Annotated in this window: 26 protein-coding genes; 1 reads left to right on the forward strand and 25 read right to left on the reverse strand. The window is 44.5% G+C overall.

The features are described 5' to 3' along the window. Positions 1-4: 4 nt before the first annotated feature. The 19 genes from FN960_RS19765 to glcT all read right to left on the reverse strand — a co-directional run bounded on the left by FN960_RS19765 (position 5) and on the right by glcT (position 18174). Positions 5-394, reverse strand: coding sequence for an ATP synthase subunit I (locus tag FN960_RS19765; RefSeq protein ID WP_143850598.1), 390 nt, complete (start codon positions 392-394; stop codon positions 5-7). Then, positions 384-617 (reverse strand): AtpZ/AtpI family protein, encoded by a 234-nt coding sequence (locus FN960_RS19770; protein ID WP_143850599.1) that lies wholly within the window; start codon positions 615-617, stop codon positions 384-386. The genes FN960_RS19765 and FN960_RS19770 overlap by 11 nt, the downstream gene beginning before the upstream one ends. A 251-nt stretch (positions 618-868) precedes the next feature. After that, positions 869-3124 carry a S8 family serine peptidase gene (locus tag FN960_RS19775; protein ID WP_306461632.1) on the reverse strand — a complete coding sequence of 752 codons (2256 nt, stop codon included), beginning with the start codon at positions 3122-3124 and terminating at the stop codon, positions 869-871. Between the two features lie 498 nt (positions 3125-3622). Further along, positions 3623-4252 carry a uracil phosphoribosyltransferase gene (upp, locus tag FN960_RS19780; protein WP_143850600.1) on the reverse strand — a complete coding sequence of 210 codons (630 nt, stop codon included), beginning with the start codon at positions 4250-4252 and terminating at the stop codon, positions 3623-3625. A gap of 135 nt (positions 4253-4387) precedes the next feature. Then, positions 4388-5641: a serine hydroxymethyltransferase gene (gene glyA / locus FN960_RS19785; RefSeq protein ID WP_143850601.1), complete on the reverse strand. Its 1254-nt coding sequence runs from the start codon at positions 5639-5641 to the stop codon at positions 4388-4390. Positions 5642-5787: 146 nt separating this feature from the next. Then, positions 5788-6336, reverse strand: coding sequence for a TIGR01440 family protein (locus tag FN960_RS19790; RefSeq protein WP_143850602.1), 549 nt, complete (start codon positions 6334-6336; stop codon positions 5788-5790). A gap of 12 nt (positions 6337-6348) precedes the next feature. After that, positions 6349-6786 carry a ribose 5-phosphate isomerase B gene (gene rpiB / locus FN960_RS19795; RefSeq protein ID WP_143850603.1) on the reverse strand — a complete coding sequence of 146 codons (438 nt, stop codon included), beginning with the start codon at positions 6784-6786 and terminating at the stop codon, positions 6349-6351. Positions 6787-6861: 75 nt separating this feature from the next. Then, entirely contained in the window at positions 6862-8160 is a 1299-nt protein-coding gene (locus FN960_RS19800) for a methyl-accepting chemotaxis protein (protein ID WP_143850604.1), read from the reverse strand. Between the two features lie 25 nt (positions 8161-8185). Continuing rightward, on the reverse strand, positions 8186-8617 hold the full coding sequence (locus tag FN960_RS19805; RefSeq protein ID WP_143850605.1) for a low molecular weight protein arginine phosphatase: 432 nt from the start codon (positions 8615-8617) through the stop codon (positions 8186-8188). A 61-nt stretch (positions 8618-8678) separates the two neighbouring features. Then, a complete protein-coding gene (locus tag FN960_RS19810; protein ID WP_260682080.1) occupies positions 8679-9221 on the reverse strand; it encodes a manganese efflux pump MntP in 543 nt (180 codons plus the stop codon). Positions 9222-9449: 228 nt separating this feature from the next. Next, positions 9450-9674 (reverse strand): hypothetical protein, encoded by a 225-nt coding sequence (locus FN960_RS19815; protein ID WP_143850606.1) that lies wholly within the window; start codon positions 9672-9674, stop codon positions 9450-9452. 78 nt (positions 9675-9752) lie between these two features. Continuing rightward, complete coding sequence (locus tag FN960_RS19820; protein ID WP_185971121.1) at positions 9753-10793, reverse strand: L-threonylcarbamoyladenylate synthase; 1041 nt, start codon at positions 10791-10793, stop codon at positions 9753-9755. 205 nt (positions 10794-10998) lie between these two features. Beyond that, on the reverse strand, positions 10999-11454 hold the full coding sequence (locus tag FN960_RS19825; RefSeq protein ID WP_143850607.1) for a GNAT family N-acetyltransferase: 456 nt from the start codon (positions 11452-11454) through the stop codon (positions 10999-11001). Between the two features lie 67 nt (positions 11455-11521). Beyond that, positions 11522-12151: a stage II sporulation protein R gene (gene spoIIR, locus FN960_RS19830; RefSeq protein WP_143850608.1), complete on the reverse strand. Its 630-nt coding sequence runs from the start codon at positions 12149-12151 to the stop codon at positions 11522-11524. 54 nt (positions 12152-12205) lie between these two features. After that, positions 12206-13084 carry a peptide chain release factor N(5)-glutamine methyltransferase gene (gene prmC, locus FN960_RS19835; protein ID WP_143850609.1) on the reverse strand — a complete coding sequence of 293 codons (879 nt, stop codon included), beginning with the start codon at positions 13082-13084 and terminating at the stop codon, positions 12206-12208. Between the two features lies 1 nt (position 13085). Further along, positions 13086-14156, reverse strand: a complete 1071-nt coding sequence (prfA, locus tag FN960_RS19840) for a peptide chain release factor 1 (RefSeq protein ID WP_143850610.1) — start codon at positions 14154-14156, stop codon at positions 13086-13088. A gap of 89 nt (positions 14157-14245) precedes the next feature. Continuing rightward, positions 14246-14596 carry a hypothetical protein gene (locus tag FN960_RS19845; RefSeq protein WP_143850611.1) on the reverse strand — a complete coding sequence of 117 codons (351 nt, stop codon included), beginning with the start codon at positions 14594-14596 and terminating at the stop codon, positions 14246-14248. A 552-nt stretch (positions 14597-15148) separates the two neighbouring features. Then, positions 15149-17185 (reverse strand): glucose-specific PTS transporter subunit IIBC, encoded by a 2037-nt coding sequence (gene ptsG / locus FN960_RS19850; protein ID WP_143850612.1) that lies wholly within the window; start codon positions 17183-17185, stop codon positions 15149-15151. 158 nt (positions 17186-17343) lie between these two features. Beyond that, the gene (glcT, locus tag FN960_RS19855; protein WP_143850613.1) at positions 17344-18174 is read right to left on the reverse strand and encodes a glucose PTS transporter transcription antiterminator GlcT; all 831 of its coding nucleotides are present in this window, start codon (positions 18172-18174) and stop codon (positions 17344-17346) included. Between the two features lie 153 nt (positions 18175-18327). On the opposite strand from glcT, the gene FN960_RS19860 reads away from it, so the two are divergent. Next, positions 18328-19647 (forward strand): FAD-dependent oxidoreductase, encoded by a 1320-nt coding sequence (locus tag FN960_RS19860; RefSeq protein WP_143850614.1) that lies wholly within the window; start codon positions 18328-18330, stop codon positions 19645-19647. Between the two features lie 53 nt (positions 19648-19700). Here FN960_RS19860 and FN960_RS19865 read toward each other — a convergent pair whose 3' ends face one another. The 6 genes from FN960_RS19865 to FN960_RS19890 all read right to left on the reverse strand — a co-directional run bounded on the left by FN960_RS19865 (position 19701) and on the right by FN960_RS19890 (position 24220). Next, positions 19701-20444 (reverse strand): ATP-binding cassette domain-containing protein, encoded by a 744-nt coding sequence (locus FN960_RS19865; protein WP_143850615.1) that lies wholly within the window; start codon positions 20442-20444, stop codon positions 19701-19703. A gap of 12 nt (positions 20445-20456) precedes the next feature. Then, on the reverse strand, positions 20457-21224 hold the full coding sequence (locus tag FN960_RS19870) for an ABC transporter permease subunit (RefSeq protein WP_143850616.1): 768 nt from the start codon (positions 21222-21224) through the stop codon (positions 20457-20459). A 17-nt stretch (positions 21225-21241) separates the two neighbouring features. After that, on the reverse strand, positions 21242-22219 hold the full coding sequence (locus FN960_RS19875; protein WP_143850617.1) for an aliphatic sulfonate ABC transporter substrate-binding protein: 978 nt from the start codon (positions 22217-22219) through the stop codon (positions 21242-21244). Between the two features lie 20 nt (positions 22220-22239). Beyond that, positions 22240-23055 (reverse strand): VOC family protein, encoded by an 816-nt coding sequence (locus tag FN960_RS19880; RefSeq protein ID WP_143850618.1) that lies wholly within the window; start codon positions 23053-23055, stop codon positions 22240-22242. 170 nt (positions 23056-23225) lie between these two features. Next, the gene (locus tag FN960_RS19885) at positions 23226-23846 is read right to left on the reverse strand and encodes a thymidine kinase (protein WP_143850619.1); all 621 of its coding nucleotides are present in this window, start codon (positions 23844-23846) and stop codon (positions 23226-23228) included. Positions 23847-23977: 131 nt separating this feature from the next. After that, entirely contained in the window at positions 23978-24220 is a 243-nt protein-coding gene (locus FN960_RS19890; RefSeq protein WP_143850620.1) for a type B 50S ribosomal protein L31, read from the reverse strand. Positions 24221-24637: the final 417 nt, after the last annotated feature.

The raw sequence follows: 24637 nt of genomic DNA on the forward strand, positions 1-24637 counted from the left end.
ACCATCACCTCTCTTTAAAAATAAATTTTCTTACACTATCAATAAATAGCATAGCATATACCGATGAAAAGCCGACTAACACTAAGATAACCTGCAGCCATTCTGGGTTCTTTATCGCGGTATAAATAATGAGTCCGGGGAACAAAAAACGAGTAATAAAGCTAACTCCAACAAGCATAGACAGCTTACGATTCTGCGTTAATGCAACCTTGCCAACAATTTTTGCATCCGCATAATTCAGTAAAAGATTCACCCAGCCTGCAAGCAATCCTGCCAGAAAACTCAGAAATGGAATACGAAACGGGCTCAAAAAAAAGCCGATCATGCAAATAGCGGCGCATACTCCAAGTATCGTCGCGTACCGTTTCATATTTGTTTCAACTTCACCTATCATCTTGATCGTCTCCTAAAAACGGCCGAATGATATGAAACATTCCATAACAGCCTGAAAAAAGTCCGACCAACAGAAAGGTAATCATGAACGCAGGTTCTGTTTCAAAACGGCGATCAAGCCATAGTCCCAAGAACAGACCACCTACCGTTCCACCTACAATACATGATGTGATGATTGACACAAGTCCTGCCGTCTTCCAAAGGTTTCCTTGTCCTTTTGGCATGAATGCCTCCTAACACAATCTATTCATGCGTCAGATATGCCTTGTATGTAACCCTTACCATTTGTCCTTAGTTATCGTACAATAGCGCAATCCTTGTGTCAACGGTGTCTTTAAGGGAAATAAAAGGGTTTAAAAATCTTCTTTAATAATGTTCACACATCTGTCATAATGCATGTATTTTCTTCCAAGACCCACCAGCTAATCATACTTAATTATCCAGAAAAACTCAAGAGAAAACGCTTTCCCTTGAGTTACATAACTGGCTCCTCACCAATATAGATCATCGATTCAATGATATCTTCCTTACCTTCCTGTTTCGCATAAACTAACGCTTTATATAATCCAGGCGGAAGAGCAACCTCTGAAATTTCAGCCGTTACCATCCCACGATCTGTATGATCTCTCGTCTCCAGATACGTGATAAATTGAAAGGTATCTGGATCGTAAAGAGCAATACCAGACTCCTCTGCGCCACCTGGCAAGTAATACTCATAGCGATAGGTGTTGGGCAAATCACCATGTACAAATTGAAACGCCATCACTCGTGGATAGTCTGGCTCCTCCATAAACAAAATATAAGGAAGCAAAATATCCTCTTTCCCTCCGGTGATCTTAATGTGGTCATAATGAATACCTTCTCCAAGAATAGAGGGCATTAAGTCTAGAGAAAGCTCTACTTTCTGCTTCTCTCCAGGCTTGAGCGACACAGCAGGAGGAGCCTGCCACTCCATCCCATCCAGTAGAACAAAGGGTGGATCAATATGATACGTCCGTGTGGAGGAGCTTTGATTTTCAAGAGTGACGGTTACAGTTCGTTTTTCTCTAATATCATTTTTAGACCATTTTCCAAATGTAATTGCGGCAGGATAAACGAGGGTATCCTGCTCAATCGCCTTATCCACCTGCAACCTCCCCGCCCCTTGTTCATGAGGCGCATATTGCTCTCCCTCTTTGTTCACAAGTTGTTTAGCTGAGTTCATTAAAGCCGCCTTCACCTGTTCTGGATTCCATTCCGGATGGGCTTGAACTAAAAGGGCTGCAGCTCCGGCAACATGCGGGGCAGACATACTCGTCCCATCAAGCCCCGTGTAGCCACCTGGCACCGTGCTGTCGATACTCATGCCCGGTGCAACCAGATCCGGCTTCACCTCCCACGAAAATGTGACCGGCCCACGGGAGCTAAACGGAGCGAGAAAATCCTGTTCCTTGCGATACATCGTTCGAATAACGGCGGTGGAATTGGCACTTAGCTGTTTAAGCAGCCACTCTCCATCCTCCTGACTCAATGTGCCAGCCGGTAGAGCGTAGCGATTTTCAACGCCACCAACAAACGGTCCACTCGTATTATTATAGATAAGAATACCAACCGCTCCCGCAGACTGGGCTGCTTTCACCTTTTCTTCAAAGGATATCCGACCACGCTTCATTAGGACAATCTTGCCTTTTACATCCAGCTCCTCAAAATCAGCAGTTAGTCCATAGCCTGCTGATTGGAAAGGAAAATCTCGCTTTAGAGACCAACGATCAGTCCCTTTTAATGAATTGAGCTCTAGTTGCTTCTGCTCTGAAGGAATGGTAATGTACGGCGTTTGCATCGGCGGGGCCGACGCACCCACTGAAATCGCCTTTTGCGCCGTCCCCGGAGACCCGACCGTCCACATGGCCGGTCCGCTGTTACCGCTAGAGGTGACTGCTACAACTCCTTTATCAACCGCCATATCAAGCGCTAGGCTTGTTGGCCAATCCGGACCGTTCACAGTATTTCCAAGTGAGAGGTTTAACACATCCACCTGATCTTCTACCGCTTTTTCAATTGCTTCAATCACCTGCTCTGTGGTTCCCTGCCCTCCTGGCCCAAGCGCTCGATACGCATAAATCTCTGCCTCAGGAGCCACCCCCTGAATACGCCCATTCGCTGCAATGATTCCTGCAACATGTGTGCCATGTAAGGTAGGCGGTCCTTGTGAAGCCTGTGTTTCCATAGGATCCGCGTCATCATCTATAATATCGTACCCTCCCTTATAATTACGCACTAAATCGGGATGGGTATAATCAACCCCCGTATCAATCACCGCAACCTTGACGCCTTCCCCAGTCAGTCGATGCCCCTCTTTATCCAACTTACCTCGGACCGCACCACCACCGATAAAAGGTACACTTTCTTCTAAAGCTGCCTGATACGTCACAATCTCATCTACTCGACTAATATGCTTCATATTCTTAACCGCTTTAAGTTCTTTTTTGGGAATACTGACAGAAAAGCCATTGTACAGGGTGGCGAACGTTTTTCTAATTTTACTTGTTGGGATGCGGTGCGTGATCTCTTCCATTGCCTTGTTCAGCTGCCCATCCTTCGCCCCCACAATCACAACGGTTTCCTTATTATCTTCCACTGCCTCCGCCTTAGATAAGACAGGCAAATCAGGATAAAGCACCTCAGCCTGCGCACCAAGCGGACAACAACATAGAATGAGAAGAATCACGATCCCTATCTGTATCTGTTTCAATCCTCTCACCTCCCCATTTTAATCGTTATCCTATGTAGTATGAGGGAGTACGCATCGCATTATGCACCTAGATAATGGATTTTTGAGTGGTGGAGTGGATGGGGTGGGGCGGTGCTTCGGGAGTGATGGGCTTTTTCCGGGAATGAGATGGGGGTTTCTGGAATGCGAGGTTTTTTGGCATTGAGATTGCGGTTTCGGGAATGAGCAGCTCCTACTTTAATCACAGGTATATCGGAGATTCACGTTATCGCACAGTTCTCCTTCATTTCCGCTCATTTTAAAATTTATCGAGCAGTTTATCTAACACAACGCGCATTCCGTCTCTGTTTTCGCGCATATTTAAAAATTCCGCGCATCCTCCATCCATTTTCGCGCATGTTTGGCTTCTTATCGCGCAAATTGTTGGGATCCACCGCTTTCATTACACGCCTCCGCTCTCCCCCAAAAAAATCCCCCAGAAATCAATTCTGGGGGGATTCACACATATTTTTTTATCCATTACTTTGTGCCGAATAGGCGGTCTCCTGCGTCACCTAGGCCTGGGACAATGTAGCCGTGATCGTTTAGCTTTTCGTCCATTGCGGCTAAGTAGACGTCAACATCTGGATGAGCTTCGTTGAAGGCTTTTACGCCTTCTGGTGCTGCGACTAAGCACATTAGCTTAATATTGGTGGCACCGCGTTTTTTGATGCTTGAGATGGCATCGATAGCCGAACCACCCGTTGCAAGCATAGGGTCAATGACAATGAAATCGCGCTCTTCAACGTCTTTTGGAAGCTTTACGTAGTATTCCACCGGCTTTAATGTTTCTGGGTCACGATACAATCCGACGTGTCCAACCTTGGCTGCGGGGATCATACGCAAAATTCCATCTGTCATGCCTAGGCCTGCTCGTAAAATAGGAACAACGCCTAGTTTTTTGCCTGCAATTCGATTTGCTTTTGCAGGTCCTACTGGTGTTTCGACGACTGTTTCTTCAAGGGATAAGTCACGGGTGATTTCAAAGGCCATTAATGCGGCGACCTCTTCTACTAGTTCGCGAAATTCTTTTGTTCCTGTTTCTTTATCACGTATGTATGACAATTTATGCTGAATGAGGGGATGATCAAAAACGTATACTTTACCCATGGCGATTCACTCCTTTTTATGGACATTCCTTAAAGCATTCTAGCGGAAACCAGGTTCTTGTTCAAGTCTGAAAACTTTACAATGCTAACAAAAACCTCCTGCTACGCGCTAAGCGAAACAAGAGGTCGACATATTTTAAAGATTTGGATACATTGGATATTTTGCAGTGAGGTCGGCTACGCGGGTGCGAACCTGCTCAACCACGTCTTCATTATCCACATTTTTTAATGTTAAGGCAATTAGCTTACCTACTTCTTCCATCGCTTCTCCATCAAAGCCACGTGTGGTTACTGCAGCCGTACCAAGACGAATACCGCTTGTAACAAATGGGCTTTGTGGATCAAATGGAATTGTGTTTTTGTTTGTTGTAATCCCTACATGGTCAAGAGCTTTCTCTGCCACTTTACCTGTTAGTTCAAGCGACTGAAGATCCATTAATACGATGTGATTATCTGAACCACCAGACACGATGTTCACGCCTTCAGATTGTAAAACTTCACCTAAGCGCTTGGCGTTGTCGATGACGTTTTGTGCATACGTTTTAAATTCTGGTTGTAGCGCTTCACCAAAGGCAACAGCTTTTGCAGAGATAACGTGCATTAGCGGTCCACCTTGGATCCCAGGGAAAATTGATTTATTTAGTGCTTTTCCGTACTTCTCACCAATTTCTTCGTTTGCTAGGATGACACCGCCACGTGGTCCACGAAGAGTTTTGTGAGTTGTTGATGTCACAAAATGAGCGTGTGGAACTGGGTTTTGATGTAAGCCCGCTGCTACAAGTCCAGCAATATGAGCCATATCAACCATTAGGTACGCGCCTACTTCATCGGCAATCTCACGGAACTTCGCAAAATCAATGGCACGCGGGTACGCACTGGCGCCTGCTACGATCATTTTTGGCTTGTGTTCTTTGGCAAGCTCTCGAACCACATCATAATCAATGCGGTGCGTTTCTTTATCTACACCGTACTCAATAAAGTTATATTGAACACCACTAAAGTTTGCCGGACTACCATGAGTTAAATGACCACCATGGGAAAGATTCATTCCGAGAACAGTATCTCCGTGCTCAAGCACCGTATAGTATACAGCCATATTCGCCTGGGCTCCTGAGTGGGGCTGGACGTTTGCATACGAAGAACCAAAGATTTGGTTAACTCGCTCCTGTGCCACTTCCTCTACGATATCTACATATTCACAGCCACCGTAATAGCGTCTGCCAGGGTAACCTTCTGCGTACTTATTCGTTAGAACAGATCCTTGAGCTTCCATTACTGCTTCACTAACAAAGTTTTCTGAGGCGATCAGTTCAATTTTATCTCGCTGACGACCTAGCTCCAAATTAATCGCTTCTAGAATTTTTGCATCCTGCTTCTTTAGATTCTCCATTACCCATTCCCCTCTCAAAAACCGCTCTCATTCGGTTTTAGACTAATTCTATTAAGATTCCACTATATACTATCATATTGCAACGATCATTTCCGTAATATTTATCGATTCCCACAAAAAATCATTCTGCTTTTTTGCAAGTACCTTTATTCGTATACAGCTCTTATGCCGCCGATTAGCTTCGGCCGTGTAATGGCCATAGAGACATGAGCGTGTCCAATCTCCTTAATACTGCTGCGCACCGGCACAGCTACCTCACGAAGATGCATACCGATAAACGTATCCCCAATATCAATACCTGCGTCCGCTTGAATGCGCTCCACTAAAACCGGCTCACTCATTTGCGAAAAAGCGTACTCCGCCATCGCCCCTCCTGCTTTACGCACAGGGATGGCAGACACTGGGTCGTAGCCTTTGATCTCAGCCGCTTCTGCTTCGAGCACCAGAGCACGGTTTAGGTGTTCACAGCACTGGAAGGCCAACCGAACGCCGCTTTTTTGCTTATATTCTAACAAAGCAGAATAAATGGCTTCTGCTGCTTGCTTTGATCCATTTGAACCAATGTGCTCGCCCATCACTTCACTTGTACTTGTCCCAATCACAAGTAAATGCTTTGATGTGAGGGGTTTTGCCTGATGTAAATCTTCGAGCAATGTCAAAAGTGACGCCCGGATGGCTTCAGGTGTTTGATTCATATGCCTTACCTCCTAGCACTCGTAGCTTGTTACTTTGCCAATACGTGTTGCGTGCCGACCGCCTTCGAATTCGGTTTGTAGCCAGGTGCGCGCAATCTCGATTGCGATGCCTGGGCCAACAACTCTTTCGCCCATGGCCAGCATGTTGCTGTCATTATGCTCCCGTGTCATTTTAGCGGAAAATAAATCATGAACCAGTGCACAGCGTATGCCTTTTACTTTATTCGCAGCAATCGACATACCGATGCCCGTTCCACAAATGAGGATCCCGCGATCAAAGGTTCCATCCGCCACTTTCTCTGCTGCTGGAAATGCATAATCAGCATAGTCAACGGAAGCTTTAGTTTTCGGCCCAAAGTCCTCGCATTCATGTCCAAGCTCATCAATCACTTCTTTAATACTTTCTTTTAAATCTACACCCGCATGGTCTGAAGCAATGGCAATTTTCATCTGTGGTACCACCTTTTTTATAAAATTGGTCCAGAAAAAAACGCCCGATCCAGCGCGGCGTTTTTTCTCTTGTTCTTATATTGTAAACCTTTCAATGGTTGCCTTCAATCTCTTCGCTTGTTCAGCTAATTCTTGAGCGGCATTCAATGTGTGATTAATGACATTTGTCTGTTCGTTAGCCAGTTCTGTAACGCTTGATGAGTCACGAGAGGTCTCCTCAGCAATCGCCGCCACCTCCTGCGAGGCTTTTGCGGTGACTTGGATGGCTTCCAATTGTTGATCAATCATTTTATTGATGTCGGAAATAACGGACGCTACCTCGTCTACGGAGCGTGTCATTTCTTTCATCGCACGGCTTGTCTCTTCACCCTTTTTAGATTGCTGATTTGCTTCAGTTACTTGGTTGCCAATTTGCGAAACCACATTTTTTACTTCTACTTGAATCGTATGTACGAGTGTCGTAATATCCGCTACCGCTTGAGCGCTTTCATCAGCAAGCTTACGAACCTCTTCTGCAACGACCGCAAATCCCTTACCCTGCTCTCCAGCTCTTGCCGCCTCGATAGAAGCATTCAGGGCAAGTAAATTTGTTTGACCGGCAATTTCACCGACAAGCGAAATGATATTTTCCACTTCGTCTGCCTGCTTCTCTAGCTTTTGAACCGCTCCTAGGGAGGCTTGATTGTTATCAGCGAGTAAGCGAATCCCTTCAACCAGCCCTTTAATTACCGTACGACTTTCGTTTAAATTATCGACCAGTTGTTTAGAAGAATTTCTTGATTGGTCCGCGCTCGTTTTGACCTGTTTTGCAATGTCCTTCGCTCGTTCCATTGATTCGGCATTTTCTCGACTAACATGCGCTGAGCCTTCAGCACCTTTAGAAATTGCCTCAAGGGTTTCACCCATTTTTGTTGCACGAGAGGATGCAACTTCTGAGGAAGAGGTCATGGCCGTAACACGCTGCTCTGTTGCAACAAAGCTGTGGTCAATATCCTGAACCATTTGACGCAGATTTCTTAGCATTTCATTGTAGGCTTCCCCGAGTGCCCGTACTTCATCATCTGATGCGGCCACCTCTACGTCATCCTGAATGTCCCCAGCTGCCGCTCTGCGTGCAGATGACTCCAAGCGATTAAGTGGCTTTGTAATATAGCCAGCTCCCCAAAAGCATAGAATCCCGGTCCATAAAACCCCCGCGACCAGCGTTAATATCGTGAGAAATTCCTGATTGACCCCCAACCACTCTGCAAGGTAATCCGAGAGTACAAATATAAACAAGGCACTGATTCCATAGGTTACCAGTGCAAGTCCACTGACACCCAGTACAAGCTTCTTACGCAGGCTAAAGCGATATTTTTGTTTTTCGTTCTCCAATTCAACCTCTCCTCACACACTCACGCTATTCTATTTTTTTCAGCAGATCATTGACACACTTTTCAAGCTCTGCTGCCACTTGATCATATTCTTGTTGCGGTCCACCAACTGGGTCGGCAATGTCGCCACCCGCAGCTGTAAATTCTTTTAGAGTAAAGACCTTATCCGTCACAGAAGCGTGATGAATCGTCAGCATCTCCTTATGACTTCTGGTCATTGTAAGCACTATGTCTGCCCACTCCAATAATTCAGGAGTCACAGACTGGGAAACGTGTCGATGATGAATGCCCTTTCGATTAAGAACATCAGCCGAGCCCTCAGACATTGGCACCCCTGGCCAAGCTGTCACACCCGCTGATTGAACAGCGACAACATCTCCCGCTTTTTCTTTTAAAAGGTATTCTGCTAATGGGCTGCGGCAAGTGTTTCCTGTACAGACAAAAAGGATATTTTTCAATTCGGACCTCTCCTTTGATTTGCTTATTATTCATTGTCCTTATTTTATCACTTCTTATCCATCAAAGCGGCAGCATAATTTTAATGCCAAAGCCAATCAATATACTCCCGCCCAGCAGTTCACCGTAAATACCGATGTACTGGTGAAAACGCGAACCGATCAACAATCCCGCCCAAGAAAGCAGCATACTCACAAGACCAATCAAAAATACCGTCACCATCGTTTTTGCCCCTAGAATGCCAAAGCTTAAACCCGCTGAAAAGCTATCCAGACTCACACTAATGGCAAACGCCGCAAGACCCCAACCCACCGGCTTCAAAAAGGAATGCTCCTCCGTTGAAAACGCCGAAAGAATCATCTGTAAACCAATGAGGAGCAAAAGCCCACCACCAATATAAATGGCTACCATATCAAAATAGAGAGACAGCCACTTCCCACACGCCATACCCAAAAGCGGCATCGCAACGTGGAACAGACCAATCGTTAAACCAATCCGAAAAATTTGCTGTCCGCGAAGCCCCAGCATACCCATGCCTAACGTCACAGAAAACGCATCCATGCCTAAAGCTCCCGCCATTATTAATATCGTCACAAGTTCACTCACTGTTTACCCACTCCCCGAACGTGCTATTTGAATGTATGCACGTCCAAGAGAAAATAGACAACCTATGTTGGAGGAGACGGGTAAAGAGATCTTTAAAAAAGCGCAGTACAGAGTATTGGCAGGATGCCCGACACGTTTAGAAATGCGACCAGAAAAAAGTCCAAGCATGAATTACTTACTATCGGAACCTTTTGTAAAGTTAGTGCCTTTTATTTATGATATTGGTTGCTATTTCCCGATATCACCTTCTGATTCCCGATATTCGCTTCTCTTTCCCGATATCCGTTCCTCTTTCCCGATATCTGCTCCTCTTTCTCGATATCCGTTCCTCTTTCCCGATATCTGCTTCTCTTTCCCGATATCGCCGGCTCTTCCCCGATATCTGCTCCTCTTCCCCGATATCCGTTCCTCTTTCCCGATATCTGCTCCTCCCGCCGCTTTCAAGAGCTTCACGCCGATTCCTCCTCTCCTCTACCTCAACTCCCTTACATTTACATAAAAAAACAAGCCAGCTTTAGCTGACTTGTTTCCTTACACAATCCGTCCTCCAGCGGCTTTGCGGAGGCGGTTCATGATGGCGATGCCTACTCCGTGCTCTGGAAATACCTCTGAGTAGATGACATCGATTTGCTCTGTGTCAAATTGTCGCAGGCCGGTATATAGTTGGGCTGCGGTTGATAAGAGGTCATCATCTGAGCCGCACGCAAATGCGAAGTCGCAGTCATAGCTTTGCTTGCGCTGTTCCGTGGTTAATACTCCTACCCGATGTCCTTCGTTGCGAGCTTGTGCGACTAATTCCGGAATGTCGTTATTATCGCGCACGAGCGTTAAGCTTCCTTTTGGAGCGTAGTGCGTATACTTCATGCCTGGGGATTTAGGTGTTTCGGATTCCGAGAGTAAGGCTGGATCCACCTCTACGTGCCCCACAATTTCAGCGATTTGCTCAAAGGTTAAACCGCCTGGGCGATAAATCACTGGGCTCTCACCGCTCACATCAAGCACGGTCGATTCTAAGCCTACTCCGGTTGTGCCTCCATCCAACACACCCGCTATTCTCCCCTCTAAATCGTCCCAAACATGGTCGGCCGTCGTTGGACTTGGTCTGCCAGATAGATTAGCGCTTGGTGCGGCAACAGGTACGTCTGCTTCAAGGAGCAAATCGTACGCCACCGGGTGGGCGGGCATCCGAACGGCCACTGTTTCTAATCCTGCTGTTACAGCGGCAGACACATTTTTACTAGCCTTAAAAATGAGGGTCAGAGGGCCTGGCCAATAGGCGTCCATTAATTCCTTAGCTGCAGGCGGAATTTCGGAAACCAATGCATTTAGCTGTTCTCGTCTAGCAATATGTACAATAAGCGGATTGTCGTTGGGTCTACCTTTTGCTTGAAAAATAGCCTTCACCGCATCATCATCCATAATATTTCCACCTAGACCATAAACCGTCTCTGTTGGAAACGCTACAACTTTCCCCGCTTTCAACCACAGAGCAGCCTCAGCAATATTTTCTCGGTAATTTTTTTGATTATTTGACTTATTCACGTTCCATCGCTTTGTCTGTATATAACTCATATCACAGCTCCTATCCTCCTTATTTTGAGATTCATCTTTGCATTTGTCAACATTGTCGGAAAAATCGGCATATTGACTGATATGACAGGGTTTTCACGCTACTAATTTCGTAGCATCATTCATATAAGTACACCCGTTCGCATACTAAAAAGCAGGTTACCCACACCTGTGGATAACCTGTAGATAAGCCTGTCACTTCGATGATTTATTCACATGGTTGCTCAAGTAATGCACAGGCAAAAATCGAAACATCCTGACCCTCAAATTGCTGGAAATGTGATAATCGTTTTATTTCAATTGGCACTTCTTCTGGCTCCACTTGTTTAAAATCTAACTGAGTAAAAAATGCCCCAGCCTGCTTGGTCAGTAAAAAGACTTCCTTTAGCTCCAGCTTTCGTCCATAGGCTAAGGCTGCTTCTAAAAATCCTAATCCTTTTGCCGGGGTAAAAGCCCCAGCCTCTAATACAAGCGACCGCAGCAACCCGTACTCTCCCACTGGTTCTAGCCCAATAATGCCTACAATATCGTTATGAATGGTTTCTGCCACAAGAAAAAAGCGGGTAATATTTCGTACATCTTCCTCTTTCATCCCTGCTTTTGCTAGCATTTTTTGAATATATAAAAGATCGCGATCCTGAGCTTGTCTAAATACCATCGTCAAACGAATCCCCCCCTTTAGCATGGTTTGCTCCATCCTATGCAGGGCTTGTCTTACGTATGACTAATTTTTACTCTAAGCTGGTTGAATCTGCCCTAAACAAGAAATCAAATACGCCTTGGAAGAATTCAACAAAGAAAAAGGAAACCTCGACCTCTGGCTCTTCTTCCAGTTCTGCTGCTTCAGCTTCTGTTGATACGGCTTCGCTTTGCTCCATATCAATAAAACAAAGAGGGGGAAATAGAACGCACCACCAGTTCTCTCCTAAGCCTTCACCCAGTGTAATCAAAACGGCTTGATAATCACCGGCTGGATACACTAGATTGCCATAAAGCTTTGTTGGAAAATCAACCTGGTCAAAGCCAACCTCGTAGGATTGTTGAATCCCACGTTTTTGTAGCTCAGTGGCCACAATCTGTTCAATTTCTTCTAATCGGGATTCGATCACCGTCATAGCCTCTTGCTTAGAATCTATATCCTGCACCCATTCGGTAATGGATGTATTCACTTGATCTCGAATCTCGCGTTTTAGCTTTTGATCGCTAATTGAATCACTGTTTGCTAGAATACGCAGGCGAATGGCGTCCTCCTGACTGACCTCTTGATGGAACGCCGCAACCGCTTGATTCCCCTGATCTTCCCAGCTCATAATTAATACAAAAAAAGAGAATAATAGATATATAATAGCTTGTGGTTTCATCCCCAGCACCATCCCTTCCCTACCTATTGTGGGCGGGAAGGGTCCAAGCTAAACCTATAACTCTTCGACAAATTCTCCGTAGGCCAATACTATTCGATCCTTCTGATTGATGTCGTATCGAACCTCGGTTTGTGTAGAAGGGAATGCCTGTTGAAGCATGTGTCTGACCGTCTCTCCTTGACCTGCTCCTACCTCAAAGGCAACAATCGCAACAGGTTTTACCACATCTTTAAGCTGGGCGATTAGCTGACGGTAGCACGCAAGTCCATCCTCTCCCGCAAAAAGCGCTAGCTCCGGTTCATGCTCACGTACGTGAACAGCAAGCGTTTCTCTTTCCCCTTCTGGAATGTAGGGTGGGTTAGAGACGATGATGTCGAATGTTTCCTGGTTATCGATCAACGGTTTTAGTAAATCCCCTTGGTAAAAGGTAATGCTGGCTTGGTGTGTATTCGCATTCTGTTTGGCCATCTTTAATGCATCGGGAGATAGATCTGTGGCTGATACGGAGAGGGCCTCATCCTCTAAGCTGAGCGTAGTAGCAATGATTCCACTGCCTGTGCCAACATCAACAACCTTTACGTGGCGATCACTAAATATGGCTTTGCGCCGTTCCAAGACAGCGATAATAAGCTCCTCTGTCTCCGGCCTAGGGATCAGCACATGCCCAGACACATTGAAACGACGACCAAAAAACTCCTCATAGCCAATTAGATGCTGGACAGGAACTCCATCTGCAAGCTTGTGGACGTCCTCTTGATAAGCTGTCCATATAGCTGGTTCAATTGGATCGTGGAATCTTGCAAACAACCCCGCTCTTTCTACGTTTAAATGGTGGCGCAATAGCCACTCTCCTGCCATTGTCTCCCCTTGACGTTCTTCTAAAAAAGAAGAAGCCCAGCGGAGGGCTTCATGTATGGTTCGAACTTGACTCATCTTAATCTTCAGCCCTTTGCATAAGCTCAGACTGCTCTTCCATAATAAGTGTATCTATAATTTCATCCAGCTTGCCTTGAAGGATTTGCTCAAGCTTTTGCAGAGTTAATCCAATCCGGTGATCCGTAACACGGCTTTGCGGGAAATTATACGTACGAATACGTTCCGAACGGTCCCCTGTTCCTACAGCCGTCTTCCGCGTTTCATCGTATTCAGCTTGAATTTCACGATTGATTTTATCAAACACACGTGCACGTAAAATCTTCATCGCTTTTTCTTTATTTTTTATCTGTGACTTCTCATCCTGCATTGATACCACGGTACTTGTCGGCATATGTGTTAAACGAACAGCAGACATGGTCGTGTTAACACTTTGTCCGCCTGGTCCGCTGGAAGCAAAGGTATCCACACGAATATCCTTCTCATGGATTTCAACCTCAACCTCTTCAGCCTCAGGCAGCACTGCCACAGTAGCTGTAGATGTATGAATACGCCCGCCAGATTCCGTTGAAGGAACGCGTTGCACACGATGAGCACCATTTTCGTATTTTAGTTTGGAATACGCACCAGCACCATTAACCATAAAAATAATTTCTTTATAGCCACCAAGTTCTGTCGTTGTCGCTTCCATCACTTCAATCTTCCAGCCTTGAGCCTCAGCAAAACGGTGGTACATTTTGTAGAGATCCCCAGCAAAAAGCTGAGCCTCGTCTCCTCCAGCTGCTCCACGAATCTCAACAATAACGTTCTTGTCATCATTCGGATCCTTTGGAAGGAGGAGAATGCGTAAGCGATCTTCAAGCTCGGTGATTTGAGACGTTAGTTCAGAAATCTCTTCCTTCACCATTGCATACATCTCATCATCCAGCTTATCCTCAAGCATCACTTTAGCGTCCTTCAGCTGAGCATCCACTTCTTTATACTCACGATACGCCTGAACCGTCTCTTCAATACCAGACTGCTCTTTGGAATACTCGCGAAGTCGTTTTGTATCACTTATAATATCCGGATCACTTAATAGTTCATTTAACCGATCATATCTGTCCTCGATGGACTGTAAACGATCAAACATGTCTTCACCTCATAACATAATAGCCGTTCTTTGCATAACGTTCTAAGTATAGTATATAGGCGCATCACGGTCAACGTGACACTGCAGGGTCAAGCGTTTGCCGTCTCTTTTTTGTACCAAAGATAGGAGTCGACAAGTTCAAACACCGTAAGCACCAGAAATAACCCACCGACAACAACCATTCTCCATACAGAAATCGTCGTAAACATGCCAAGCACAAGGAGCAGAACCACAGAAAACACAGGCAACCACTTTGACTGCTTGTAGCGTTTCTCAGCTGAGTGACGCTCGCCCTCCGTTCTATATTTTTGCCCAAATAACCGACTAAGCATAATAACCACACTCAAGAAAGCTGCTAAAAATAAATGTGCAGTAATCACATAAACGACAATAAACATCCAAGCAAACATCAATATCTGACTGACTCTATCGCTAACCATAATATATGTACCTCCCCCTCTTATCTGACGCTTGGTCTTTTTGAGTCCGTACGAATTTATATATCCTCCTATTACGATGGAACATGTGTTTAACCATGGAATTAATCTGATGTGATCTCTTTATATCTACCTTACCCGATTTTTTATCGTTGGACAAATGAACTTGGGGCAGGAAGGGCTTGGTGTCGAGCATTACTCGGGGCTAACTGTTTACTTTTGGGGTCTATCGTTTCACTTTGTGTTCCATCGTTTCAATTCCGCTATCCATCGTTTCACTTTGGACTCTATCGTTTCAATCCGGCTGTCCATCGTTTCACTTTGAGGTCTATCGTTTCAATCCGGCTGTCCATCGTTTCACTTTGAGGTCTATCGTTTCAATCCGGCTATCTATCGTTTCACTTTCCACTCCATCGCTCCTATTCAGCTGGCTATCGCTCCACTTTCAATCCATCAACACTATTAGATGGCTTAACTTATGTCCGGCTTCATTCCCGTCAGTAATCCCAAACAAAAAACCGCGAGCATCCTCAGACACTCGCGGCTAGCCTCACCTTATTCTGCTTTTTTTATCATCATCACATGCTCTGTTCCGATGTCTGTTTCACCAGTTTGCAAAAGCTGAATGAATTCTCCCTCAGCCAAATTGGTAAAGACGATTGGTGTAATGATAGATGCTGCTTTTTCTCCAATTACATCCAAATCGAAGCGAAGCAGTTCTTGCCCTTGTTCGACTTGATCTCCTTGTTCAACCAACGCTTCAAAGCCTTCTCCGTTTAGGTGAACCGTGTCGATGCCGACATGGAGCAAGATTTCTCTTCCTGTTTCATCAACGATTCCTAAGGCATGCTTTGTCGGGAAAAAGTTGACGATGGTTCCGGTGACTGGCGAGTGCACGATGCCCTCTGTTGGTTTTATAGCAAAGCCGTCTCCCATCATTTTTCCGGCAAATACCTTGTCTGGGACGTCGGTAATTGGAAGGATCTCGCCTTTAATTGGTAGAGTGAAATTCAAATCTCCGTCACCTGAAACAGCGACCGACTCCACATCCACCTCTGCTATTGGGGAAGGTGTTTTTCCACTGATAATATCCTGAATTTGCCCTTTAAGCTGATCTGATTTCGGGCCGAATATGGCTTGGATGTTTTGACCAACCTGCATAACGCCAGAGGCTCCCAGCTTTTTCAGGCGAGCTTTGTTTACTTGGTCTACATCTTTCACGGATACACGTAGACGTGTGATGCAAGCATCCAAATTGCTAATGTTTTCTTTATTACCTAGAGCTGTCAGAACTTCATATGGAAGGTCGCCCACGGCACTGGACCCTCCCGCGCCTTCCTCAGACTCTTCTTCTTCCTCGCGTCCTGGTGTCATCAGATTAAACTTCAGAATGGCAAAGCGGAAGAGCACGTAGTAAATGACAGAGAAGCCAAGACCTACGATGATGACCCACCACCACTCTGTGCGGTTAGGTAGTACGCCATATAAAAGGAAATCGATGACTCCTCCTGAGAAGCTCATTCCGATTTTTACATCAAGTAGGAACATGAGTAAAAAGGAAAGACCCGCAATTAAGGTGTGAATTACAAATAAAATTGGTGCTACAAATAAGAAGCTAAATTCAAGTGGTTCAGTGATTCCTGTTAAAAACGCGGTAAGCGCTGCAGAACCCATTAGACCAGCTACTACTTTTTTGTGCTGTGGTTTCGCACAGTGATAGATCGCAAGTGCTGCGGCCGGAAGACCAAACATCATAAATGGAAACTTCCCAACCATAAATGCTCCGGCTGTTGGTTCTACGCCGTCACGTATCTGGGCGAAGAACATAGCTTGGTCACCTCGTACCATCTCACCGGCAGCCGTGGTGTACGTCCCGAATTCAAACCAGAATGGCGAATAAAAAATATGATGCAAGCCAAATGGAATCAATGCGCGTTCAATGACACCAAAGATGTAGACGCTAAGTGCAGGGCTTGCTTCTGTCATAAAATATGAGAAGGAGTTAAGACCTGTTTGAATAAACGGCCAAACAAAATGCAATGCAACTCCGACAAAAATCGCAAAAAATGCTGTAGCAATTGGCACAAAACGTTTACCAGCAAAAAAGCCCAAGTATTGCGGTAGATTAATATTATAGTATTTGTTAAAGGTGAATGAGGCCAACAGCCCTGCAATAACCCCGCCAAATACACCGGTTGATAGGGTTGAGATTCCTAAGACGTTTGCATAAGCAGGATCCTCCGCAACCATATCCGGCGTAATGCCACCCATGGTCCCCATCGTTACATTAATGATGAGAAACCCAATGATCGCAGCAAGTCCTGCGACTCCATCACCATTTGATAATCCGATGGCCACCCCAACCGCAAAGAGTAAGGGTAGGTTTGCAAAGACAATATCCCCTGTCTCTAGCATTAATGTTGAAATCATCGCAAAGACATCGTTTGCTAAAAACGGCATCGCATTTAGGATGTCCGGATTTTGCATGGCATCTCCAAATGCGAGTAGGATTCCGGCCGCTGGTAAGAGCGCAACCGGTAGCATGAGAGCTCGTCCCATCCGTTGTAATACTCCAAAAGCTTCTTTAAACATAGCTAAAACCTCCTATAATCATGATAAATCCACACAAAAAAGGCATGAGGGAAAGAACGCTCGCGGCCAAAAAGGATAGACTCCTCCAATGGGACATACGAACGTTTTCTTTCTCTCATGCCTGCATCACCAGTAACACGTTCAAGAAAACGATAGATTTATGATTGTGTGAGGCGTTGCAAATGAAGCGTCAAATAGACGGCTTCTCCCTCAGGAATTTGCTTCTTAAGAGATTGCTGCATCACCTTTATTAGATTCCATGACAAAGTATAGCACACGGGATACTCCTTTTGCAATACATCCTTAAGCGCTTCCATCGGATCGAGAAATTGTTCCGTCTCCACCCGTTCGATCGCAAAATGAAGGTGGCGGACTAGTCTCAGGTAATTGATTTCTGAACGATCCACGGTAATTTGCAGGCGCTCTTCAATAATTTCTACCAATTGAGCAATTAATCGTGTGTGCGCATTCACATCTTGAAGGCTACGATTGGATATTCCGCTATGAATATGAAGTGTAATAAAGCCAATTTCACTATCCGGTAAGCGCACATTCAGCTTCTCAAACAAGTACTCTCGAATATCCGACGCTACTTTGAATTCCTTTGGATAGGCAAGCTCGGTTTCCTTTAAAAAGGGATTAGTAATTCCCTGCCCCTGCTTTATTCGTTTGATGGCGTAAAATAAGTGATCTGTTAACGCCACATGAATATGCTCATATAAACGTGTGTGAAGCTTATCTTCAATCATTTCCATCACATCATTCATGACACTAAGAAATGTTTCATCTATATATTGCATCAAGTGGCGATACTGCTTTTGTTCTGACTCCTCTTTTAGAACAAAGAACTTCTCCGCTTGTTCACGCCCAACCTCATCACCCGGCATTTTGCCAAAGCCTAAGCCCTTGCCAATCAACACAACCTCATCATAATCGGGATGTGCGGCGACCAATACATTATTATTTAATACTTTCCTCACAACGAGCATGAATTCAAGCCCTCCCGAATCCTTAAAAAGACTGATATAATCATACGAAAGCTACTACCGTTCGTCAATCAAAGTCAATTTTTTACCGTTTCAAAAAGAAGCAGCTGGGGAAACCTTAGATGAATATGAATTAAGTTAAACGAGGTGTTATTTATGGATTATGTTATCATTGGTGGCGATGCAGCCGGTATGAGCGCTGCGATGCAAATTGTTCGGAACGACAAAGGAGCGAATGTCACGGTCCTCGAAAGCGGGAATTACTATTCTTATGCCCAATGTGGTCTGCCCTATTTATTAAGTGGGGTTGTTGAAGATGAGGAACAGCTGGTGGCCCGAGACGTACAAACATTTCGAGAGAAGCATGGCATTGATGCGCGGGTGGAGCACACCGTTACAAGTATAGATACGAAGAAAAAAACAGTAAGCGGCGATCACTTTACCGTCCCTTACGATAAGCTTTTAATTGCTACAGGTGCTCGCCCGATTGTTCCATCTGATTGGGGTGGGGGCAGCCTTGGACGAATACATACATTAAAAACGATTCCGGATGCACAGCAAATTATGGAGAACTTAACGGATGAAGTAAAGCACGTAACCATTGTCGGTGGCGGCTACATCGGTTTAGAAGTGGCCGAAAACCTGGTACTACTCAATAAAAAGGTGACGATCATTAATCGCTCGGAACTCCTCGGAGCCGGTTTTGAGAAACAAATGTCTACATTGATAGAAGATGAAGCAAAAAAGCATGGGGTCGAACTATTGCTCGGTGAAGAAGTGACAAGCTTTGAAGGCGATCAAGATGGGAATGTAGCCAAAGTAAAAACCAATCGACAAAGCCTTGATACAGATCTGGTTCTTGTTGCCGTAGGAGTTACACCAAATACAAATTTCCTTCAAGGTAGTGGCCTTCATCTGTCTGATAGGAAAGCGATAAAGGTTAATGCGTACTTAGAGACAAATATACCCGACATTTATGCAGCTGGAGATTGCGCCACACAGTATCACAGATTAAAACAGAAGGATGACTTTCTTCCTCTTGGCACCCATGCGAACAAGCAAGGTCGATTGGCAGGCTTAAATATGATTGGCTTGGCCCGACCTTTTCAGGGTGTGGTAGGCACAGCTATTATGCAGTTTTTTGATTTAACCCTTGCCAGAACCGGCTTAAATACAGCAGAAGCTACGGACCTCGGCTTCCCTTGTGCCGTGTCTGAAACCGAAACCTCTACAAGTGCGGCCTACCATCCCAATGCCGAACGCTTACACTGCCTTTTGGTTTATCATGGAGATAACGAGCAAGTGCTTGGTGGACAATTTATTGGCAAAACAGGTGTCGATAAACGTGTTGATGTTCTGGCAACGGCTTTATATTTTTACGTGACCATGGAAGAAATCGAGAATCTCGACTTATCCTACGCCCCTCCCTACAACAGCGTCTGGGATCCATTACAGCAGACGGCGAGAAGGAGATAAACGTAAAGTTACCCAGCACACCTACTTTTAGGTGTGCTGGGTATACTTACTTCTCAGGTGTTTTTTTCTTCTTCCATAATTCTTGATAAGATTTGCTCTTCAATGTCAATAATCTGAGGATCCGTAGTCGTACGAGGTCTTTCCGCATGGTTCTCAATATCCAATGTAATGGTGCCATCTTCTAATAAAATAATACGGTCCGCTAATTTAACGGCCTCTCGTACATCATGTGTAACAAGCAAGGCAGTGAACTCATTCTCCATCCAAATTTGTTCAATGAGATCTTGCATTTCATTTCTTGTTAAAGCATCTAATGCACTAAGTGGTTCGTCAAGCATCATAAGATCAGGATGACGAATAAGTGCTCTCGCTAGGGCCACTCGCTGCTTTTGACCACCGGATAAAGTGGCTGGCCAAACATTGGCAAATTCAGTTAGTCCCACTGCATCAAGCGCCTTATTCGCGTCCTGCTTTTTATTACTTTTTAGTCCGAGAACTACATTATCCATTACTTTTTTCCATGGTAACAAACGTGAATCCTGATACATCATGGTCACATTGGCTTGTGACTGTTTTATCTCTTGTTCATTAAACAGTAATGTTCCGGATTCTGCTTTTTCCAACCCGGCAGTTAAGCGTAACAGCGTGCTTTTCCCACTTCCGCTTTTTCCGACAATTGCTACAAATTGACCTCTTTTTACGGTCAGATTAATATTCTTAAGAACTTCTTTATGATCAAATGATTTATAGAGCTCTTTTATTTCAATTTCTACTCCGACTTTGACAGCCTCACTCATTTTGCAACTCTCCTATTTACGATAATTAGGATGCCAGCGCAAAGCTTTTTGTTCACCAGCCTGAGCTATGACATCAGCTAATTTCCCTAAAAATGCATAGATAATCACCGTGACGATGATAACCTCTGTCTGCATAAATTGTCTTGCATTCATCGCAAGGTACCCTAATCCATCACTTGTAGCAATTGTTTCTGCTACAATTAATGTCAGCCACATCACACCTAGTGCGTAGCGAAACCCAACAAAAATAGATGGCAAGGCTCCAGGTAAATAGATATGTCTAAAAAGCTGCCAGCCTCTAAGACCATACATCTTCCCCATTTCCACGTATCCAGGATCAATTCCACGAATTCCATGTAATGTATTAATATAAATCGGGAACATGACCCCTAACGCCACCAAAAAAATCTTAGAGGTTTCTCCAATACCTAACCATACAATCGCAAGCGGTAGTAATGCTAAGTGGGGAATATTCCTGACCATTTGTATACTTGTATCAAAGGTAAAAAAGGAAACTTTCGACCATCCATTTAAAATACCTAACACGAGTCCGATCATGCCACCAATTAAAAGTCCTAAAAATGCACGATAAAGGCTAATTTGCATATGTGTAAAAAGAACACCCGTGGTAACCAGGGACCAAAATGAGGATAGTACTGTTGTAGGTGGCGGGAACAGGCTAGAAGATACCAGCTCAACAGAAGCGATAACCTGCCACGTCACTAGCAATAGCAACGGTAGCACCCACGGCAGTATTTGTGTTTGTAATGTTTTATTCATTGTCTTCACCTACTAAACTATTCAATATTATCTGTTGCCCACGGCGCATCTACTGGCATGATTTCGGATACGTCTAACTCGTTTTCGATTAAACCAACACGTAAATAGTCATCCGCTTGTTTTTGCTGAGCAGCTATAATGTCCTCATTAATATTCTCTACACCATATATTCTGCGGTTCACGACCGTATCAAGGACCTCTTTATCAATTCCGATAATGGTTGATAATAACTCGGCGACTTCATCAGGATTTTCATTTGCCCATTGATCAGAACGGTTCGTTTCTTCTAACAAAAGTTGAACCAATTCGGGGGATTCCTCAGTAAAACGAGGTGTTGAAAAGTAGAATGTACGATTAGGATAATCCTCTACATTGTGATTAAGTGTTCTTACATCTAATGAATGTTCAACCCCAGCAAAAAACGGGTCCCACGAAGCCAAAGCGTCTACTTCGTCTGTTTCTAAGGCAGCTCGTCCTTGTGAGGCGTCCCCCATATAGCGGAAGTCTACATCGTCCACGTCTAATCCCTCTGCTTCTAATGCTAGAATAGCAAGATAGTGATGGTTCCCACCCTCTAAGGCTGCAATGCTTTTTCCTTCTAAATCAGCGGGAGTTTCAATATCAGAACCTTCTTTAACCATAATTCCGACACCTTCTTCATGGGGAAGACTAGCCCCTACATACACGATGTCTCGATCTTGGGCTTGAGCAAAAATCCCTGGCCCATCTGCGGCATTCCCATAGTCAATATTATTTGTAGCGAGAGCTTCCATAACAGCTCCGCCTTGATCAAATTCAATCCATTCTATGTTGACATCGAGTTCATCCTCCTCGATACGCTCCTCCAGAAATCCACTCTCCTTCAGAACATTTAAAGTGTTCCCTGTCTGAAAGCCAATACGAATGGTATCCTCAGCTTCTGATCCTGAATTACATGCAGTTAATCCTACTGCAGAAACGGCAACCAATGAGGCAAGTATATATCTTTTTTTCATCTCTCCACTCCCTAATCTCTTTATATAAATTTGTAGTACCCATCATGTAATAACCATTGATCTTCTTGGTCTGACCCTTTTAGATGTAATTGAAATGGCCGTTCCCCGCGATCACTAAGCACCTGCTTGGCCTTACCATCTTGAACCGGTTCAGCAAAACGAACGTGAACACCTGGCAAATGAAGCGTTTGAACATTGGCATGGAGGTCCTCATCGTACTCTACATCCGAGAGATCTAGTTCAAACCATTCGCTCCAATTACGGGCGGTTTCTTTTACGTCCCTTACCGCCATATCTATTTGCTGTATTTGTAGATGCTGATTGGCGTTGTTTGCAATAACTCCACTATTTCGTAAGCTTTGTTCTCGTTGTTCATCACTTTGATGCCAATCAATAAAAAATGGTAGCGGAAGATCTGAATTCTCATCTCCAACAAATAACAATGACCATTCTAATAGCTTTCCATCAGGTTGCCTGCGACTAAGTGGAACAGGACCATTTACGTTTAAGCCTTTTGCTTTAAATGTTTCAGCCAACTCTTCCAGATGCGTAGTACGAATGCAGATTTTTGCAAAGCCTTCTTTAAAGGAATCTGATGCGATCGTGGAAAATGGACTGTATGTGACATCCTGTGCTCCTGCTTCTTTAAATTTTTCAAAATCGTCAATACCAAGGTACTCAATATAACTTAAACCAAAATGAAGCAACGTGTTATATGAGCCACGTTGTTCGTGTCGCCCCCCGTATACACAATGAAATCCCTGTTGATTTAAGTCATTTTGCACTTCTTTTGGTGCGTCTACATAATGAATAACATGATCAAATTGAAGATTCATCTCTTCCTCCTCTTATGTACTATTATCTACTCTTCTTTTATAACATACTAAACCAATATAATTAATGCAATAAATAGGTTTTTCCAATAATGTCATAATAGAATTTTTCTTAATTCTTTCCACAACAAAAAAATCCAGGTCACTTGGACTCTGGATTTGCATGATACATATCAAGTAGAATGTGTTTCTTCAGGCTCGGGATGAAAAGTAGACGGAACATCTGGCACACTGTGGCAGCTTCGACATCTTGGTTCATATGATTCAGACGCCCCTACTAATATGACTGGATCATGATAAGAGGCGGGTTCTCCATTAATTAATCGCTGAGTTCGACTGGCTGAACCAGAACAACACGCGCATACTGCTTGAAGCTTTGTGACCTGCTCCGCAATCGCCATCAGTCTCATAGTGGGACCAAACGGCTCTCCACGAAAATCAAGATCCAACCCGGCACAAATGACACGTTTCCCTGCATCAGCAAGCTGGCTGGCGACTGAGATAATGTCCTCATCAAAGAACTGTACTTCGTCAATCGCTACAACCGAGGTGTCTTCATCCACAGCCTCAAGCAATTCGGAAGCTTTTGAAACGGGTTCTGCCCAGACCTTGTTTCCATTGTGGGACACAACCTCTTCTACACTATAACGGTTATCCAGTAGAGGCTTAAACACCTGAGCCTTCAATTTACCGAATCCCACACGACGCACACGACGAATGAGCTCCTCACTTTTACCCGAGAACATTCCTCCGCATATCACTTCTAGTTGACCTTCATGATTATGATTCGACATGTGTTCCCACCTAACTCTTCCTTTTATGATACGATACCGCACTTTTTTAGACATGTATAGACTTTGTTTTTATTGTCACTCATATGTATAGACAGAAAAAAAGCAGGCAAGAAACCTGCCCGCTATATTTCTTATAGGTTGTATTTCTTTTTGAAACGGTCAACACGTCCGCCCACATCGTTAAGCTTCTGCTTACCAGTGTAGAACGGGTGAGAATCAGAGCTGATCTCAACTTTAAGAAGTGGGTAAGTGTTACCATCTTCCCATTCAATTGTTTCAGCAGATCCTTTTGTAGAACCACTCAAAAATTTGAAGCCTGTGCTTGTGTCTAAAAAGACAACCTTTTGGTAATTAGGATGGATATCCTGTTTCATAATCTTTCATCTCCCTTTTGCCCTGAATCTCTTCGAAACAGAGTTTCTTCACGCACGGTAGAATTATATCAAGTCGACGCCTGAAAATCAAGATGAATTATTCATTCGACTGAGGATCTCGCTCCGTCTGAAATTCCCCGTGGTTAGCTGATGCGCGATTTTGCATAGCCTGCGCTCGGAAAAATTGAGAATGCGCGGAACTTCACTTTAAATGCGCGATCTTGATTAAAATGTGCGCGCAGATGGGTTACACTGGGCGCCGCCTCTCGCATCATCTCCGCTACCGCTAATGCGCGATTTTACATAGCCTGTGCTCGAAAAAATCGAGAATGCGCGGAACGGTAGTGACCCCTAAAAGTTAGAGTTTTTGTTATGCAGTTGTTTGGCTGGTTTGAGTTCGGTATTGTACCGGACTTA

Origin of the sequence: Alkalicoccobacillus porphyridii (genome assembly GCF_007293315.1) — a bacterium.
GTDB lineage: Bacteria > Bacillota > Bacilli > Bacillales > Bacillaceae_D > Alkalicoccobacillus > Alkalicoccobacillus porphyridii.